Consider the following 14,716-nt stretch of genomic DNA (forward strand, 5'->3'; position numbering starts at 1 on the left):
GCACATCGTAAAGGCCCTGCTGTCGGCGCTGCGTCGCGCAAGGCATGACCCTGTGCCGATTTTCTGAGAGGTTTTTTCCATGTTCGTGACCGAGGCTTTCGCCCAGACGGGTTCCGCAGCGGGGGGGAGCGATCTGTTGATCAGCGTTCTGCCGTTCGTGGCCGTGTTCGCGATCATGTATTTCCTCATCATCCGGCCGCAGCGCACCGCCATGAAGAAGCGCGAGGAGATGCTGAAGAACATCCGCCGCGGCGACACCGTGGTCACCGGTGGCGGCATCGTCGGCAAGGTCACCAAGGTGCACGAGAGCGGCGAGCTGGAAGTGCAGATCTCCGAGCAGACCCGCGTGCGCGTCATGCAGGGCACCATCGCCGACGTCCGGGTGAAGGGCGAGCCGACCGCCGCCAACACCAAATAGCCGTGTTGGCGCGGCACACAGCGCCACTGGACTGAGATCGCGTCGCTGCCGGCCCTGCCACAAGGGTCGGTGGCGGCGGTTTTAACGCTTGCCAACGGCGCGCAATACCGGCGCGGCCGTCGACCCTGTCGGGACACCCATGCTCTATTTCTCGCGCTGGAAGACGTTTCTGATCTGGCTGACGGTCGCCATCGGCGTCCTCTATGCGTCGCCCAACGTCCTGCCGCAGCAGGCGCTGGACAAGCTGCCGTCCTGGTTCCCGCAGCAGTCCGTGACGCTCGGCCTCGATCTGCAGGGCGGCTCCTACATTCTTCTCGAGGTGGATTCGCAGTCGCTGGTCGCCGACCGGGTGCAGACCCTGCGCGACGACGCGCGGCAGGCGCTGCGCACCGAGCGCATCGGCTATGCCGGCCTGTCGGACAACGATCGCACCGTGACGATCCGTCTGCGCGACCCAGAACAGGTAGCGGCCGCCCGCGAGGCGCTGTCGCCGATGACCGACCCGATCTCCAGCGGCAGCGTGCTGGGCGGCGGTGCGGTGACGGAAGTGGCGATCGCCGAGCCGCAGCCCGGCGTCCTGACCCTGTCGCTCACCGACGAGGGCGTTGCCTATCGCACGTCGGCGGCGGTGACCCAGTCGATCGAGGTGGTGCGCCGCCGCGTCGACGAGCTCGGCACCACCGAGCCGGTGATCCAGCGCCAGGGCGACGACCGCATCATGGTGCAGGTGCCCGGTCTCGGCGACCCGCAGCGGCTGAAGGCGCTGCTCAACCAGACCGCCAAGCTGACCTTCCGCCTCGTCGACGTGACCGCTTCAGCCGAGGACGTCGCCCGCGGCAGCCGCCCGCCGGCGGGCTCCGAGCTTCTCTACACCAACGACCCGACCCCGGCGCCGGTTCTCGTGCAGCGCCAGATCATGGTGTCGGGTGAAAACCTGACCGACGCCCAGGCCGGTTTCGACAGCCAGAGCAACGAGCCGGTCGTCAACATCCGCTTCGACACCCAGGGCGCCCAGCGCTTCGGCTCGGTCACCCAGCAGAATGTCGGGCGTCCCTTCGCCATCGTCCTCGACGAGAAGGTTCTGTCGGCACCGAACATCCGCGAGGCGATCCTCGGCGGCCAGGCGCAGATCAGCGGCAGCTTCACCGTCCAGAGCGCCAACGATCTCGCCGTGCTGCTGCGCGCCGGCGCGCTGCCGGCGACCCTGAACATCATCGAGGAGCGCACGGTCGGACCGGGCCTCGGCGCCGATTCGATCGCCGCCGGCGAGACCGCCGGCGTGATCGGCGCTCTCCTTGTCGTCGTCTTCATGCTCGCCGCCTACGGCTTCCTCGGCATCATCGCCAATATCGCGCTGATCGTGAACCTGGTGCTGCTGTTCTCGGTGCTGACCGTCATCGGCGCGACGCTGACCCTTCCGGGCATCGCCGGCATCGTCCTGACGCTCGGCATGGCGGTGGATTCCAACGTCCTGATCTACGAGCGCATCCGCGACGAGCGCCGACAGGGGCGCTCGGTGGTGCAGGCGATCGACATCGGCTTCCAGAAGGCGCTGGCGACGATTCTCGACGCCAACATCACCACGCTGATCGCGGCGGTCGTGCTGTTCTTCCTGGGATCGGGACCGGTACGCGGCTTCGCCGTGACGCTGGCCATCGGCATCATCACCACCGTCTTCACCGCCTTCACGCTCACCCGCTGGCTCGTCGCCGCCTGGGTGCGCCGCAGCCGGCCGAAGGAACTGCCGCGCGGCTTCATCCGGCTGGTGCCGGAAGTCACGCGCATTCCGTTCATGAAGGTCCGCCTGCAAGCCTTTGCCCTGTCGATGCTTCTGTGCGTTGCGTCGGTCGGCGGCCTGTTCGCGGTGGGGCTCAATCTCGGCATCGACTTCACCGGCGGCACGCTCATCGAGGTGCAGGCCAAGAATGGCGAGGCCGATATCGGCGACATCCGCGAGCGTCTCGGCGCGATCGGCGTGCCGGACGCGCAGGTGCAGGAGTTCGGCACCCCGACCGAGGCGCTGATCCGCATCGGCTCGCAGGGCGGCGACGCCTCGCAGGTGGCGATCGTGGAATCGGCGCAGGAGGCCCTGGCGGCCGACTACGACTTCCGCCGCACCGAAGTGGTCGGCCCGACCGTGTCGGGCGAACTGGCCTTCGCGGCGATCGTCGGCGTTCTGGCGGCGCTCTTTGCGATCCTGATCTATGTCTGGATCCGCTTCGAGTGGCAGTTCGCGCTGGGCGCGATCATCGCGACGGTCAACGACGTCTTCCTGACGCTCGGCTTCCTGGTCGTGACGCAGCTCGAATTCAGCCTCGCCAGTGTCGCGGCGATCCTGACCATCGTCGGCTACTCGCTGAACGACACGGTGGTCATCTACGACAAGGTCCGCGAGAATCTGCGGCGCTTCAAGAAGATGCCGATCGGCCAGCTTCTCGACCTCTCCGACAACGAGATGCTGGCGCGCACCACCATGACCTCGGCCACGACGCTTCTGGCGCTGGCGGCCCTGTTCGTCTTCGGCGGCGAGGTGATCCGTTCCTTCGTGGCCTCGATGCTGTTCGGTGTGGCGATCGGCACCTTCTCGTCGATCTTCGTCGCCGCGCCGGCGCTGATCTTCTTCAAGCTGCGGGCTTCGGACTTCGCAGCCAAGAAGGAAGAGGAAGAGGCGGCGCGCGAGGGCGGCTCGACGGCGCGCGAGGCCTGACATGGCGAAAGGTATCGAGATCCGCGAGGCCCACTTCCCGGGCCGGGCCCCGATCGAGGCCTATGGCAATGGCGGCTTCCGTTTCGCCTCCATGTCGCATCGCGGCTCGATCCTGTGCCTGCCCTCCGGCATCTACGGCTGGGACGGCACCGCCGAGGCGCCGTTCACAGGCGAACGTCTCGGCAAGGTGTTCGAGGAAGCCGAGGAGATCGGCTTCCTGTTGTTCGGTACCGGCAAGGACATTCGCCGGCTGCCGCCGGCGCTGGCCGACCGCATGCGCCAGGTCGGCATCTCCTGCGATCCGATGTCGACGGGCGCGGCGGTCCGCACCTTCAACATCATGCTCTCGGAAGGCCGGCCCGTGGCGGCGGCGCTCGTCGCGGTCGACTGAGCCAGCCCGGGTGACCTCCGCGGCGGTCTGACGCCGGCAGACGACTGGCCCCATGCGCCGCGCTACACCATCTTTCATCCGCGGGCCCGAAGCCCGAACCAAGCCGAGGCGCTGAGACACGGCCATGACGGATCTGAGCGAGAATTACGCCGAGTGCCTGCGTCTGGTGGAGACGGCCGATCGCGACCGGGCCATCTCGCTAGCCTTCGTTCCGGCGGACAAGCGCAACGACGTCGCCGCCCTCTACGCCTTCAACATCGAGACCGCGCGGGTGCGCGATTCGGTGAGCGAGCCGATGCCGGGGGAGATCCGGCTGCAATGGTGGCGCGACGCGCTGGCGGCGCCCGACCAGGGCGCGGCCGGGCATCCGGTCGCGGCCGCGGTCGCCGATACGATTGCCCGCCACGACCTGCCGCGTGCCGCGTTCGACCGCTTCCTCGAAGCGCGCATCTTCGACCTCTATGACGATCCGATGCCGTCGAGCGAGGAACTGGAGGCCTATGCCGGCGAGACCGCCTCGACGCTGATCATGCTGGCGGCGATGGTGCTGGCGCGCGATGCGGCGGAGACGCAGGCCGATGCGGCGGGACATGCCGGCGTCGCCCAGACGGTCGCTGGCGTCCTGCGCCTGTTGCCGCAGCATCGGGCCCGGCGGCAGGTCTTCGTGCCGGCCGACATCCTCGCCGCTGCCGGCTGTTCGAGCGAAGAGCTGATCCGCGGCGAGCGGGAACCGGCAGGCCGCGCCATCGCGGCGATGACCGCTTTCGGGCGCCAGCACGTGCGCGCCTGGACGGCCACACTCGGCGACATTCCCAAGCCGCTGCGACCGGCCTTCCTGCCAGCGGCGCTGGCGGGGCGGTACCTCGACCTCATCGAACGGGACGGGGCGGCGACACTCGACCAGCCGGTCGAGATCGGCCCGCTGCGCAAGGCCTACATCAACTGGCGCACGATGCGGCGCTGACGGCGGGGATCGACCGCCGGAGCGATCCGCGCTTACATCGCCGCAGTTGCCCGTGCATCCGGGCCAGCACACCGAATTTCCAACCGATCCGAAAGCCGACCCCACCATGGCATTGCGCACGATGAGGTCCGCGCCCCGGCATGTCGGGCAGTTCTGGCGCTCGCTGGCGGCGGGAGCCGGTGTCGCGGCCTTCCGCTTTCCGCTGGCGAGCCTGCTGATCGTCGCCATCGCGATCCTGTCCAACCTCGCCCTGCGGGATATCTATCCGGTGGCCGAGGACGATCTGGCCTGGCTGCTGGCGGCGTTCTATGGCGCGGCGGCCATTTCGGTCGGCATGGTGCTGGCGATGGAGGCGCGGGGCGCGTCGGCGGCGGTGCGGCAGGGCGCGTCTTCTCTCGTCGCGCTTGTCGTCGGCTCGGCGATCTGGGTCGGGCCGGCGCTGGCGGTATTTCCGCCGCCGCTGATCGTTGCCGCGACCTTCGCCGTCCCATTGGCGGGGTATCTGGGCCTGCGCGACGCGGAAAGGTTCTGGGTCTTCACCTTCTGGACCGTGGTCGGCGTCAGCCTCGCCTTCCTGTCGGTGCTGCTCTTCGTCCTCGGCCTGTCGGCGATCCTGGAGATGATCCGCTACCTGTTCGAGGTCGGGCTGCCGGGCGACGCCTATGAGCATATCTTCGCCACGGCCTTCGCGCTGGTCGGACCGCTCTTTGCGCTGGGCCGGATTCCGCATCATTTCGACGAGCGCATGCCGGCGGGGCAGGACGAGCGGCTGATCTCGGGCCTGCGCATCCTGTTCGACTGGGTCGCCGTGCCGCTGGTGCTGGCAACGGCGCTGGTCCTGCATCTCTATGCCGCCAAGATCCTCGTCACGGGCGACGTGCCGAGGGGCGAGATCGGCTGGATCGTCACCTTCTTCGCGCTGTTCGTCCTCATGCTGCGCATCGCGGTCGATCCGTTCCGTGCCGGCGCCGCGGCGGCCACGCGGCTTTTCACACGCTATTTCGCCCTGGCGCTTCTGGTGCCCCTGTCGCTGCTCGCCTATGCGATCTGGCTGCGGATCGGCGCCCAGGGGTTCACGCTGGAGCGCTACTACCTCGCCCTCGGGGCGCTGGCGGCGGGGCTGGTCCTCGCCCTGCAGCTTCCGGGACGCACGCGGGGCGACATTCGCTGGATGGCGGCGGTGCCGGTGTTGCTGCTGGCGCTGTCAGCCTTCGGCCCATGGGGCGCCTATGACACGGTCGGTCGCAGTCAGACGGCCCGCATCGTCGAGCGCTTCGTGGTGGATGACGGCGCCGGCGGGCGCCGGCTGGCCGCGACCGAGCGGCCGGATCGCGAGGCTGCCGAACTGCGCTCGCGCCTCTACGTTCTCGAAGATGTGAGCCAGCTCGACCGGTTGGCGCCGCTGCTGCCGTCGGATGTGATGGAGGGCGAGGGATCGGACCGGCGCGAGCGCATCTTCGCGGCGCTCGATCTGTCGGGTCCGGTCGGCGTGCGCGAATTGCGCAGCTTCACCGCCAATGCGCCGATGGTGATCGACATCGCCGGGTTCGATCGCGTCGTCCCGGAGCGCGACCTGCGTCAGGAGCCGGCAGACGGCGAGACGAGCAGCACCGTCGCCCCGTCATCCGAAGGAGCGGTGCTGGAGCTTGCGGGTGGGGAGTTACTGCTGCGGATCGGAGGGGCCGAAGACCGCTTCGATCTCGGGCCCGCGATCGACGCCTTGCCGGACGCAGTCTACGCGACGGTGCCGGACCGATTGCCGATGCCGGTCGTCGATCTGACCGGCACAAACGGGCGCAATGTCCGCCTGGCGCTGCGCCAGATCGTGCGGGACGGTGACGACGGGGCGATCCTGTCGGCGCTGCTCACCGTTTACTACCGGTCCGGCGAATGGCAGGCGCGGCCGGGCGACTGAGCCCGGTCCCTGGGTCTTCGATCAGGCCGCGGATACTATTCGGCAGCTTCCGCAATCGGTGTCTGGCCGAGCCAGCCGGCGAAATCGGCGAGGGCGCGGGCCGACAGGGCCTTCTTCTTGGCGATCGCCTTGTCCTTGCCCCGGAAGCGCGTGACGCCCTCCGGCTTCTGGATGGCCCCCGGCTCCAGCGGCGGGAACAGGCCGAAATTGATGTTCATCGGCTGGAAGGAACGCTTGCCGCTCTCTTCCTGATGGGCGAGGTGGCCCCCGGTAATATGCGCGGCGAGCGCGCCCATGGCGGTCGTCTGCGGCGGCGGGGTCGCGGCTTCGCCCAGACGCTCGGCGGCGGCGAAACGGCCGGTCATCAGCCCGACGGCGGCCGATTCCACATAACCTTCGCAGCCGGTGATCTGGCCGGCGAAGCGGATATGCGGCCGCACCTTCAGCCGCAATGTCGGGTCGAGCAGGGTTGGCGAGTTCAGATAGGTGTTGCGGTGCAGGCCGCCGAGCCGTGCGAACTCGGCGTTTTCGAGGCCGGGAATCATCCGCAGCACGGCTGCCTGCGCGCCGTATTTCAGCTTCGTCTGGAAGCCGACGATGTTGTAGAGCGTGCCCAGCGCATTGTCCTGGCGCAGCTGCACGACCGCATAGGCCTTGATGTCCGGCTGGTGGGCGTTGGTCAGGCCCATCGGCTTCATCGGGCCGTGGCGCAGGGTCTCCGGACCGCGCTCGGCCATGATCTCGATCGGCAGGCAGCCGTCGAAATAGGGCGTGCCTTCCCATTCCTTGAACTCGGCGCGGTCACCCTCGACGAGGGCGGCGACGAAGCGCTCGTAGGTGTCCTTGTCGAGCGGACAGTTGATGTAGTCCTTGCCGGTGCCGCCGGGGCCGACCTTGTCGTAGCGCGACTGGAACCAGGCCTTGTCCATGTCGATGGAATCGAAATGCACGATCGGCGCGATGGCGTCGAAGAAGGCGAGGGCGTCGGTGCCGGTGGCGGCGCTGATCGACTCGGCCAACGCCGGTGCCGTCAGCGGCCCGGTGGCGACGATGCTGGGGCCCCATTCCTCCGGCGGCAGGCCCTTGACCTCGCCGCGCTCGACGGTGATCAGCGGGTGTGCGGCAATCGCCTCGGAGACGGCGCCGGAAAAGCCCTCGCGATCGACCGCGAGCGCGCTGCCGGCGGGCACCTGGTGCGCGTCGGCGCAGCGCATGATCAGCGAATTGGCCAGCCGCATCTCGGCATGGAGGACGCCGACCGCATTGGTCTGGCTGTCGTCCGACCGGAAGGAGTTGGAGCAGACCAGCTCGGCCAGCCGGTCGGTCTTGTGGGCTTCGGTGCCGCGGACGGGCCGCATCTCGTGCAGCACCACGGGCAGACCGCGTTCGGCGATCTGCCAGGCAGCTTCGGATCCGGCGAGCCCGCCGCCGACGACGTGAATGGGTTGTTTCGACATGGGGGCAATTTAGCAGTCGCGCGTGGCGATCAAAAGGCCGCGTGGCGATCCGCGCGCATGATCGGGCAAGTTTGCGGCCTCCAAACGACAACACCCGCCGGGGGGAGGACCCGACGGGTGTCGCATTGGGACCTGCGCTGGGAGGAGGATGCGCAGGTCATATCCGCTTCAGGCCCGGGAGGAGGTGGGCCCTACGCGAAACTCTAGAAGGTCTCTGATCGCCCGTCGGGGGGAGGACCCGACGGGCGACTGAGAGGTACCTACGCTGGGAGGAGGATGCGCAGGCACTTTATCCGCCTTGGGCTTGGGAGGAGGAGTAGCCCTCGGCGAAGCTCTGTAATCTCTGGGCGCCCGCCGGGGGGAGGACCCGGCGGGCGTCTGGGTGGAAACTGCCTGGGAGGAGGAGTGGCAGTTTCCGATCCGCTTGGGTCCTGGGAGGAGGAGTGGACCCTTGCGAAAGTCTTGGCTGATAATCAGCCGATGGCGCGGCGGGCGACCGAGTTGATGTCGCCGCGCGAGATGCCGAGATCGGCGAGTTCGCGCTGGGAGAGACGGTTCAGTTCGTTGACCGTCTCGCGGTAGCGGCGCCAGTTGTTGTAGGAGCGAACGAGGTTCATTGGTCTATCCTGCGGTCTTAAATCGATTGAAGCGGCTGATTGTTTCGTCTGCGTCGCTTCGTTGACTGGAAGGTAGGCGGTGCATGTCGGACCCGCTAGAGGCTTCGATGCATGGCAGCCTTGCGATTTGTGCATCGCAACAATTGACATCGGTGCACGGGTCGTGGGCGCGATCTCCGGGGCATCTCACTCTACCCTCTTGACGGTAGGAGCCTGGTCGAGCCGCTTGCCGTTCTCTGAAGGGACGCGCGCGGGTTCGACGCCGGATCACGCCGAAAGCGCCGGTCCCGTGTGAAAAAGCCATGGAATCATGCGGATTGGCCCCCATATGGGCCTTTCGTGGCCGCGAGGCCGGTGATATAGAAGCGCGCGTCTCGCGTCGCCCACCGTACGGCGCACTATGCGGGTGTGGCGGAATTGGCAGACGCACTTGGTTTAGGTCCAAGCGCCGAGAGGCATGGGGGTTCAAGTCCCTCCACCCGCACCAGCGGCCGCTTTCACGGAATTCATTGCGGGTCGGCCTGAATGATCGGTCGTCTCGAGCACACAAGAAGGTATCCAGAATGCAGGTAACGGAAACCAAGGCCGAGGGCCTGAAGCGCGAGATCGAGATCGTCGTGCCGGCCTCGGATCTTGAAGCGCGGCTCCAGACCCGGCTCTATGAAGCCAAGGACCGGGTGCAGCTGAAGGGTTTCCGGCCGGGCAAGGTGCCGGTTGGCCATCTGCGCAAGATGTACGGCAAGTCGCTGATGGCGGAGATCGTCAACCAGATCCTGACCGAGACCCCGCGCAACGTCATTGCCGAGCGCAACGAGCGCTCCGCCATGCAGCCGGAAATCGGCATGTCTGAGGACGAGGCCGAGGCCGAGAAGGTTCTCAACGGCGGCGCCGACTTCAAGTTCACCCTGACCTACGAGACGCTGCCGGCGTTCGAGCTCAAGGGCACCGAGGGCATCAAGATCGAGCGTCCCGTCGTCGAGGTTGCTGACGCTGAGATCGACGAGCAGGTCGAGCGCATCGCCGAGAACGCCCGGACCTACGCCGCCAAGGATGGCGCTGCGGACAAGGGCGATCGCGTCACCATGGACTTCGTCGGCAAGATCGACGGCGAGCCCTTCGATGGCGGCACCGCCACCGACAGCAACCTGGTGATCGGCTCGGGTCAGTTCATCCCGGGCTTCGAGGACCAGCTGATCGGCGTGAAGGCCGGCGACGAGAAGACCGTCGAGCTGACCTTCCCCGAGGATTACGGCGCCGCGCATCTGGCCGGCAAGCCCGCGACCTTCGACGTCACCGTCAAGGAAGTCGCCGCTCCCGAAGAGACCACGATCGACGACGAGTTCGCCGCCAAGCTCGGTGTCGAATCGCTGGATCGCCTGAAGACGGTCGTGCGCGAGCAGATCGAGAGCCAGTACGGCCAGGCGACGCGCCAGAAGGTCAAGCGCCAGCTGCTCGATGCCCTCGACGCGGCGTATGATTTCGAGCTGCCGGAGAAGCTGGTCGAGGCCGAGTTCACCAACATCTGGAACCAGGTGCAGGGCGAGCTGACCAACAGCGGCAAGACCTTCGAGGACGAGGACACCACCGAGGAGAAGGCGCGCGCCGAATATCGCCGCCTCGCCGAGCGTCGGGTCCGTCTGGGTCTGGTCCTGTCCGAGATCGGCGAGAAGGCCGGCGTGCAGATCACCGACGAGGAGCTGCAGCGCGCGATGTTCGAGCAGCTGCGCCGCTATCCGGGCCAGGAGAAGGAAGTCTACGAGTACTTCCAGAAGAACCCGGACGCCGTCGCCAGCCTGCGCGCGCCGCTCTACGAGGAGAAGGTCGTCGACCATCTGCTCGCCGAGGTGGACGTCACCGACAAGACCGTCAGCAAGGAAGAGCTGATGGCCGAGGACGAGGACGACAAGGAAACCGCCCTCGCGTCGTAAGGCGGGGCGTCGCGCAAGCGACCATCGTCGAGAATTTCGGGAGGGCCGGCGCGAGTCGGCCCTTTCGCATATCTGGCCGGCAGTGCGGGGCTCGCGCCCGCCCAAGTCTGGTCATCACTATCGCCGATAGAGGCGTGCGCCGCGCGGACCCCCCGCGTCGGCAGATAGTGGCAGCGCCGATCCGTCGGCTCTGCGCCCCCGCCACCCGGACCGATCACAGAACAGGCTTCCCCGCGGCATGCAGCGATTTCCGACGACCGCCATCCTCGCCTTCCTCATCGTGCTCTTCGTCCTCACCGGCGCAAGTCACGCCCAGATGCCGGGATTGTCGATCGGCGGGTCGGGCGAGACCGAGGCCAGCGCGTCGTCCGATCCCTCGCTGGACGATCTGATCGGTATTCTCGAGAACGACGACACCCGCGCCAAGCTGATCGAATCGCTGAAAGCCGCCGCCTACAAGGCGCCGGACGCCGCTGACGCGGCCGAGGCCGGTACGGAGGCCGCGCCGCGCACGCTGCCCGGCGAGATCGCGCAGTGGACCCGCTCCATGGCAGGGGGCCTGCTGGACACCTGGGATCAGGTCGCGGCCAGTCTCGTCTCGGCGTCGCAGATGCTGTCGGGGGCCAGCCGCATCGACCTGCCGATGCTGATCTCGGCGATCCTGCCGGTGGGGCTGGTGGCCCTCGTCGCCTTCGGCGTGCTGTTCGCCAGCCGGGTCATCAAATATCCGATCTTCCGGCGGCTGGCCGATGCCGCCGAGCGCACCGGCCCGATCAACAAGCTCCTGCTGCTGGTCATCTCGTCGATCGTCGACGCTTTGTCGGTGGTGGTCGGCTGGGCGGCCGGCTATCTCGCCGCGGTGATCTTCTTCGGCGGCGAACCGGGCATCAACCAGGCCCTGTTCCTGAACGCCTTCCTGCTGATCGAGATGGTCAAGGTGGGCCTTGCCAGCTTCGTGTCGCCGTCCTACCCGCAATTGCGCCTGACGCCGTTCTCGAACCGGCAGGCGAGCTACTGGTATTTCTGGATCTCGCGGCTGATCTCGATCCTCGGCTACACCTTCATGTTCGTCGCGCCGATCGTGCAGCAATCGTCGAGCATCGCGGCGGCCGAGGCGGTGCGCTTTATCGTCGTGGTCCTCTGCCTGCTCCTGACCATCGGGCTGATCCTGAAGAATCGCGGCGTCGTGCGCGAGCGGCTGAAGCGGGCCAAGCACCAAGGCGACCGTTCGGTCAGCGCCTGGGTCTATGCCTTTGTCGGCCAGATCTGGTGGGTGCTGGCGATCGGCTTCGCGCTCGCGCTGTTCATCGTATGGGTCCGCAGCCCCGAATCCGGCCTCGCCTTCATGACCACCGCGACACTGAAGTCGATCGCGGCCATGGCCGTCGGCGGGCTGATCGTGTCGATCCTGTCGCGGGTCATCGCCCGGGGCATCCCGATCCCGCAGAACCTCAAGGACCGGCTGCCGCTCCTGGAGCGCCGGGTGAACTCCTTCATCCCCAACGCGCTCACCGTCCTGCGCGGCGTCGTCATCGTCGTCGTCCTGGCGGTGATCCTGGAGGCCTGGAACCTGTTGTCGTTCAGCGACTGGCTGGCCAGCCCGCTGGGCCAGCGCTTCGCCGGCGGGCTCGTCGGCGCGGGCATCATCCTGGCGGTCGGCGTGGCGATCTATATCGGCGTGTCGTCCTGGGTGGAGTACCGCCTCAACCCGAATTACGGCACGGTGCCGACGGCGCGCGAGCGCACGCTGCTGTCGCTGTTCCGCAATGCCTTCACGATCACAATGATCGTGCTGGTGGCGATGCTGGTTCTGTCGCAGATCGGCATCGACATCGCGCCGCTCCTCGCCGGTGCCGGTGTCGTCGGCCTGGCCATCGGTTTCGGCGCCCAGAAATTCGTCCAGGACATCATCACCGGCGCCTTCATCCAGATCCAGAACGCCATGAACGAGGGCGACATCGTCGAGCTGAACGGCATCTCCGGCACGGTCGAGGAACTGACCGTGCGGTCCGTCGGTCTGCGCACGCTGGAAGGCACCTGGTACCTGATCCCGTTTTCCTCGGTCGACCAGGTGGCGAACTTCTCCAAGGACTTCGCCTATTACGTCGCCGATATCGGCGTCGCCTATCGCGAGAACGTCGACGACGTGAAGCAGATGATGTTCGACGCCTTCGACGAGCTGAAGGCCACCGCCGTCGGGGAGAACCTCCTGAGCGAGCTCGACATGTGGGGGGTCAACGAACTCGGTGATTCGGCCGTCGTCGTGCGCGGCCGGGTGATGACCAAGCCGTCGACCCAGTGGGGCGTCGGCCGGGCCTATCGCGAGATCATCAAGCGGATGTCCGACGAGCGCGGCATCGAGATCCCGTTCCCGCACATGACGCTGTGGTTCGGCGAGGACCGGAACGGCAAGGCGCCCCCGGTGCGGGTGCGCCAGAACCTCGAGGCCGACACGGCGCATCCGGCGATCGAGGCGAGCGGCCAGTCGACCGAGGGCGGCGACTACGGCACCCACGACGCGGACCGCAAGCCGATACCGCCGGGCGGCGGCGACATCGACAGCGCCGGCGAGGGCAGGGGCTGATTGCGCAACGGCCCGCGCACGACCATATGGGGCACAGGGGCCAATCCCTTGGGCCTCATGGCATTCGGCGCGGGGGAACGCCTTGCATAGGCGCTTGGCCAAGTCCTATCTACTGAACCAGACGAATCCCTTCGCTATTCCCGCGGCACCCGGTGGTGCCGCTCATCAGACCAAGCAGCGAGACGACGACCGATGACACATCCCGTGGAAACCGCGATGAACCTCGTTCCCATGGTGGTCGAGCAGACCAACCGGGGCGAGCGCGCCTACGACATCTTCTCGCGGCTTCTGAAGGAGCGGGTGATCTTCATCACCGGCCCGATCGAAGACTCGATGGCCACGCTGGTCTGCGCCCAGCTGCTGTTCCTCGAGGCCGAGAATCCGAAGAAGGAGATCGCCCTCTACATCAACTCGCCCGGCGGCGTGGTGACCAGCGGCATGGCGATCTACGACACCATGCAGTTCATCAAGCCGGCGGTCTCGACCCTGTGCATCGGCCAGGCGGCCTCGATGGGCTCGCTGCTGCTGTGCGCCGGTCACAAGGACATGCGCTTCGCCACGCCGAACGCCCGCATCATGGTGCATCAGCCGTCCGGCGGCTTCTCGGGTCAGGCGTCCGACATCGAGCGTCACGCCCAGGACATCATCAAGCTGAAGCGCCGCCTGAACGAGGTCTATGTCGAGCACACCGGCCAGGACTACGAGACGGTTGAACGCACGCTCGATCGTGACCACTTCATGACCGCCCAGGAGGCGCGCGAGTTCGGTCTGATCGACAAGGTCTATTCGTCGCGCGACGCCCTCGAGGCCGAAGGCACCAAGTAGGGCTGCGTCGTCACGCCACGGCCACACTTGCATCGCGATCATGGCGGCGCGTGCGTTAAGCGCCGCTCAAGCAATCGACGCTACGCTGGACGATGTGCAAGAGTGGCCGATGGTATCGGGTCGTGGCTTTCGGGTGAGAGTCGCTTTGCCGAACGGGGCCGGGGGCACTAGGTTCGGTAGACCAAACGAGAAACGGATCCCTGGAGGGGACCGGATCGGAAGGAAAGACGCATGAGCAAAACGAGCGGCGGCGACTCCAAGAACACGCTCTACTGCTCTTTCTGCGGGAAGAGCCAGCACGAAGTCCGTAAGCTGATCGCCGGGCCGACGGTCTTTATCTGCGACGAGTGCGTCGAGCTGTGCATGGATATCATCAGGGAGGAAAACAAATCCTCCATGGTGAAGTCGCGGGAGGGTGTCCCCACCCCGCAGGAAATCATCGCGGTTCTCGACGACTACGTGATCGGGCAGTCCTTCGCCAAGAAGGTGCTCTCCGTCGCCGTGCACAACCATTACAAGCGGCTCGCCCACGCAGCCAAGAGCAACGACGTCGAACTGGCGAAGTCCAACATCCTGCTGATCGGCCCGACCGGTTGCGGCAAGACGCTGCTCGCGCAGACGCTGGCCCGCATCCTCGACGTGCCGTTCACCATGGCGGACGCGACCACGCTGACCGAAGCCGGCTATGTCGGCGAGGATGTCGAGAACATCATCCTGAAGCTGCTTCAGGCGTCGGATTACAATGTCGAACGGGCGCAGCGCGGCATCGTTTACATCGACGAAATCGACAAGATCAGCCGCAAGGCCGAAAACCCCTCGATCACGCGCGACGTGTCGGGCGAGGGCGTCCAGCAGGCGCTGCTGAAGATCATGGAAGGCACCGTGGCTTCGGTTCCGCCGCAGGGTGGCC

General features: G+C 66.9%; 11 protein-coding genes and 1 tRNA gene. 10 read left to right on the forward strand and 2 right to left on the reverse strand.

What is annotated here, in order from left to right:
* The first annotated feature begins 79 nt into the window (after positions 1 to 79).
* The 5 genes from yajC (at position 80) to ACEQX1_RS02225 (ending at position 6,395) form a co-directional block, all read left to right on the forward strand.
* A complete protein-coding gene (gene yajC, locus ACEQX1_RS02205; protein WP_024351442.1) occupies positions 80 to 418 on the forward strand; it encodes a preprotein translocase subunit YajC in 339 nt (112 codons plus the stop codon).
* Between the two features lie 139 nt (positions 419 to 557).
* The gene (gene secDF, locus ACEQX1_RS02210) at positions 558 to 3,125 is read left to right on the forward strand and encodes a protein translocase subunit SecDF (protein WP_024351441.1); all 2,568 of its coding nucleotides are present in this window, start codon (positions 558 to 560) and stop codon (positions 3,123 to 3,125) included.
* Between the two features lies 1 nt (position 3,126).
* On the forward strand, positions 3,127 to 3,516 hold the full coding sequence (locus ACEQX1_RS02215; protein WP_024351440.1) for an Mth938-like domain-containing protein: 390 nt from the start codon (positions 3,127 to 3,129) through the stop codon (positions 3,514 to 3,516).
* A gap of 133 nt (positions 3,517 to 3,649) precedes the next feature.
* Positions 3,650 to 4,480, forward strand: coding sequence for a phytoene/squalene synthase family protein (locus ACEQX1_RS02220; protein ID WP_370195531.1), 831 nt, complete (start codon positions 3,650 to 3,652; stop codon positions 4,478 to 4,480).
* A 121-nt stretch (positions 4,481 to 4,601) separates the two neighbouring features.
* The gene (locus tag ACEQX1_RS02225; protein WP_370196463.1) at positions 4,602 to 6,395 is read left to right on the forward strand and encodes a DUF4153 domain-containing protein; all 1,794 of its coding nucleotides are present in this window, start codon (positions 4,602 to 4,604) and stop codon (positions 6,393 to 6,395) included.
* Positions 6,396 to 6,430: 35 nt separating this feature from the next.
* Here ACEQX1_RS02225 and trmFO read toward each other — a convergent pair whose 3' ends face one another.
* Together trmFO and ACEQX1_RS02235 are read right to left on the reverse strand one after the other, a co-directional pair.
* Positions 6,431 to 7,852, reverse strand: coding sequence for a methylenetetrahydrofolate--tRNA-(uracil(54)-C(5))-methyltransferase (FADH(2)-oxidizing) TrmFO (gene trmFO / locus ACEQX1_RS02230; protein WP_370196464.1), 1,422 nt, complete (start codon positions 7,850 to 7,852; stop codon positions 6,431 to 6,433).
* Positions 7,853 to 8,325: 473 nt separating this feature from the next.
* Positions 8,326 to 8,469: a DUF1127 domain-containing protein gene (locus ACEQX1_RS02235; RefSeq protein WP_081651954.1), complete on the reverse strand. Its 144-nt coding sequence runs from the start codon at positions 8,467 to 8,469 to the stop codon at positions 8,326 to 8,328.
* 402 nt (positions 8,470 to 8,871) lie between these two features.
* Here ACEQX1_RS02235 and ACEQX1_RS02240 point away from each other — a divergent pair.
* From ACEQX1_RS02240 to clpX, 5 genes are all read left to right on the forward strand, one after another.
* Positions 8,872 to 8,956: transfer RNA gene (locus ACEQX1_RS02240), tRNA-Leu, on the forward strand.
* Between the two features lie 76 nt (positions 8,957 to 9,032).
* Positions 9,033 to 10,397, forward strand: coding sequence for a trigger factor (gene tig, locus ACEQX1_RS02245; protein WP_024351436.1), 1,365 nt, complete (start codon positions 9,033 to 9,035; stop codon positions 10,395 to 10,397).
* A gap of 238 nt (positions 10,398 to 10,635) precedes the next feature.
* Complete coding sequence (locus tag ACEQX1_RS02250; RefSeq protein ID WP_370195521.1) at positions 10,636 to 12,981, forward strand: mechanosensitive ion channel domain-containing protein; 2,346 nt, start codon at positions 10,636 to 10,638, stop codon at positions 12,979 to 12,981.
* 192 nt (positions 12,982 to 13,173) lie between these two features.
* Positions 13,174 to 13,806, forward strand: coding sequence for an ATP-dependent Clp protease proteolytic subunit (locus ACEQX1_RS02255; RefSeq protein ID WP_009209287.1), 633 nt, complete (start codon positions 13,174 to 13,176; stop codon positions 13,804 to 13,806).
* Positions 13,807 to 14,037: 231 nt separating this feature from the next.
* A partial coding sequence (gene clpX, locus ACEQX1_RS02260; RefSeq protein WP_370196465.1) for an ATP-dependent Clp protease ATP-binding subunit ClpX occupies positions 14,038 to 14,716 on the forward strand: 679 nt, incomplete at its 3' end.

This window comes from Aurantimonas sp. (assembly GCF_964217435.1).
Lineage (GTDB): Bacteria > Pseudomonadota > Alphaproteobacteria > Rhizobiales > Rhizobiaceae > Aurantimonas > Aurantimonas coralicida.

Coding starts and splice junctions, on each gene's coding strand:
- ACEQX1_RS02250 (WP_370195521.1), top strand. CDS start 10,636: ATGCAGCGATTTCCGACGACCGCCATCCTCGCCTTCCTCATCGTGCTC.
- tig (WP_024351436.1), top strand. CDS start 9,033: ATGCAGGTAACGGAAACCAAGGCCGAGGGCCTGAAGCGCGAGATCGAG.
- ACEQX1_RS02225 (WP_370196463.1), top strand. CDS start 4,602: ATGAGGTCCGCGCCCCGGCATGTCGGGCAGTTCTGGCGCTCGCTGGCG.
- secDF (WP_024351441.1), top strand. CDS start 558: ATGCTCTATTTCTCGCGCTGGAAGACGTTTCTGATCTGGCTGACGGTC.
- ACEQX1_RS02255 (WP_009209287.1), top strand. CDS start 13,174: ATGACACATCCCGTGGAAACCGCGATGAACCTCGTTCCCATGGTGGTC.
- ACEQX1_RS02215 (WP_024351440.1), top strand. CDS start 3,127: ATGGCGAAAGGTATCGAGATCCGCGAGGCCCACTTCCCGGGCCGGGCC.
- yajC (WP_024351442.1), top strand. CDS start 80: ATGTTCGTGACCGAGGCTTTCGCCCAGACGGGTTCCGCAGCGGGGGGG.
- trmFO (WP_370196464.1), bottom strand. CDS start 7,852: ATGTCGAAACAACCCATTCACGTCGTCGGCGGCGGGCTCGCCGGATCC.
- ACEQX1_RS02235 (WP_081651954.1), bottom strand. CDS start 8,469: ATGAACCTCGTTCGCTCCTACAACAACTGGCGCCGCTACCGCGAGACG.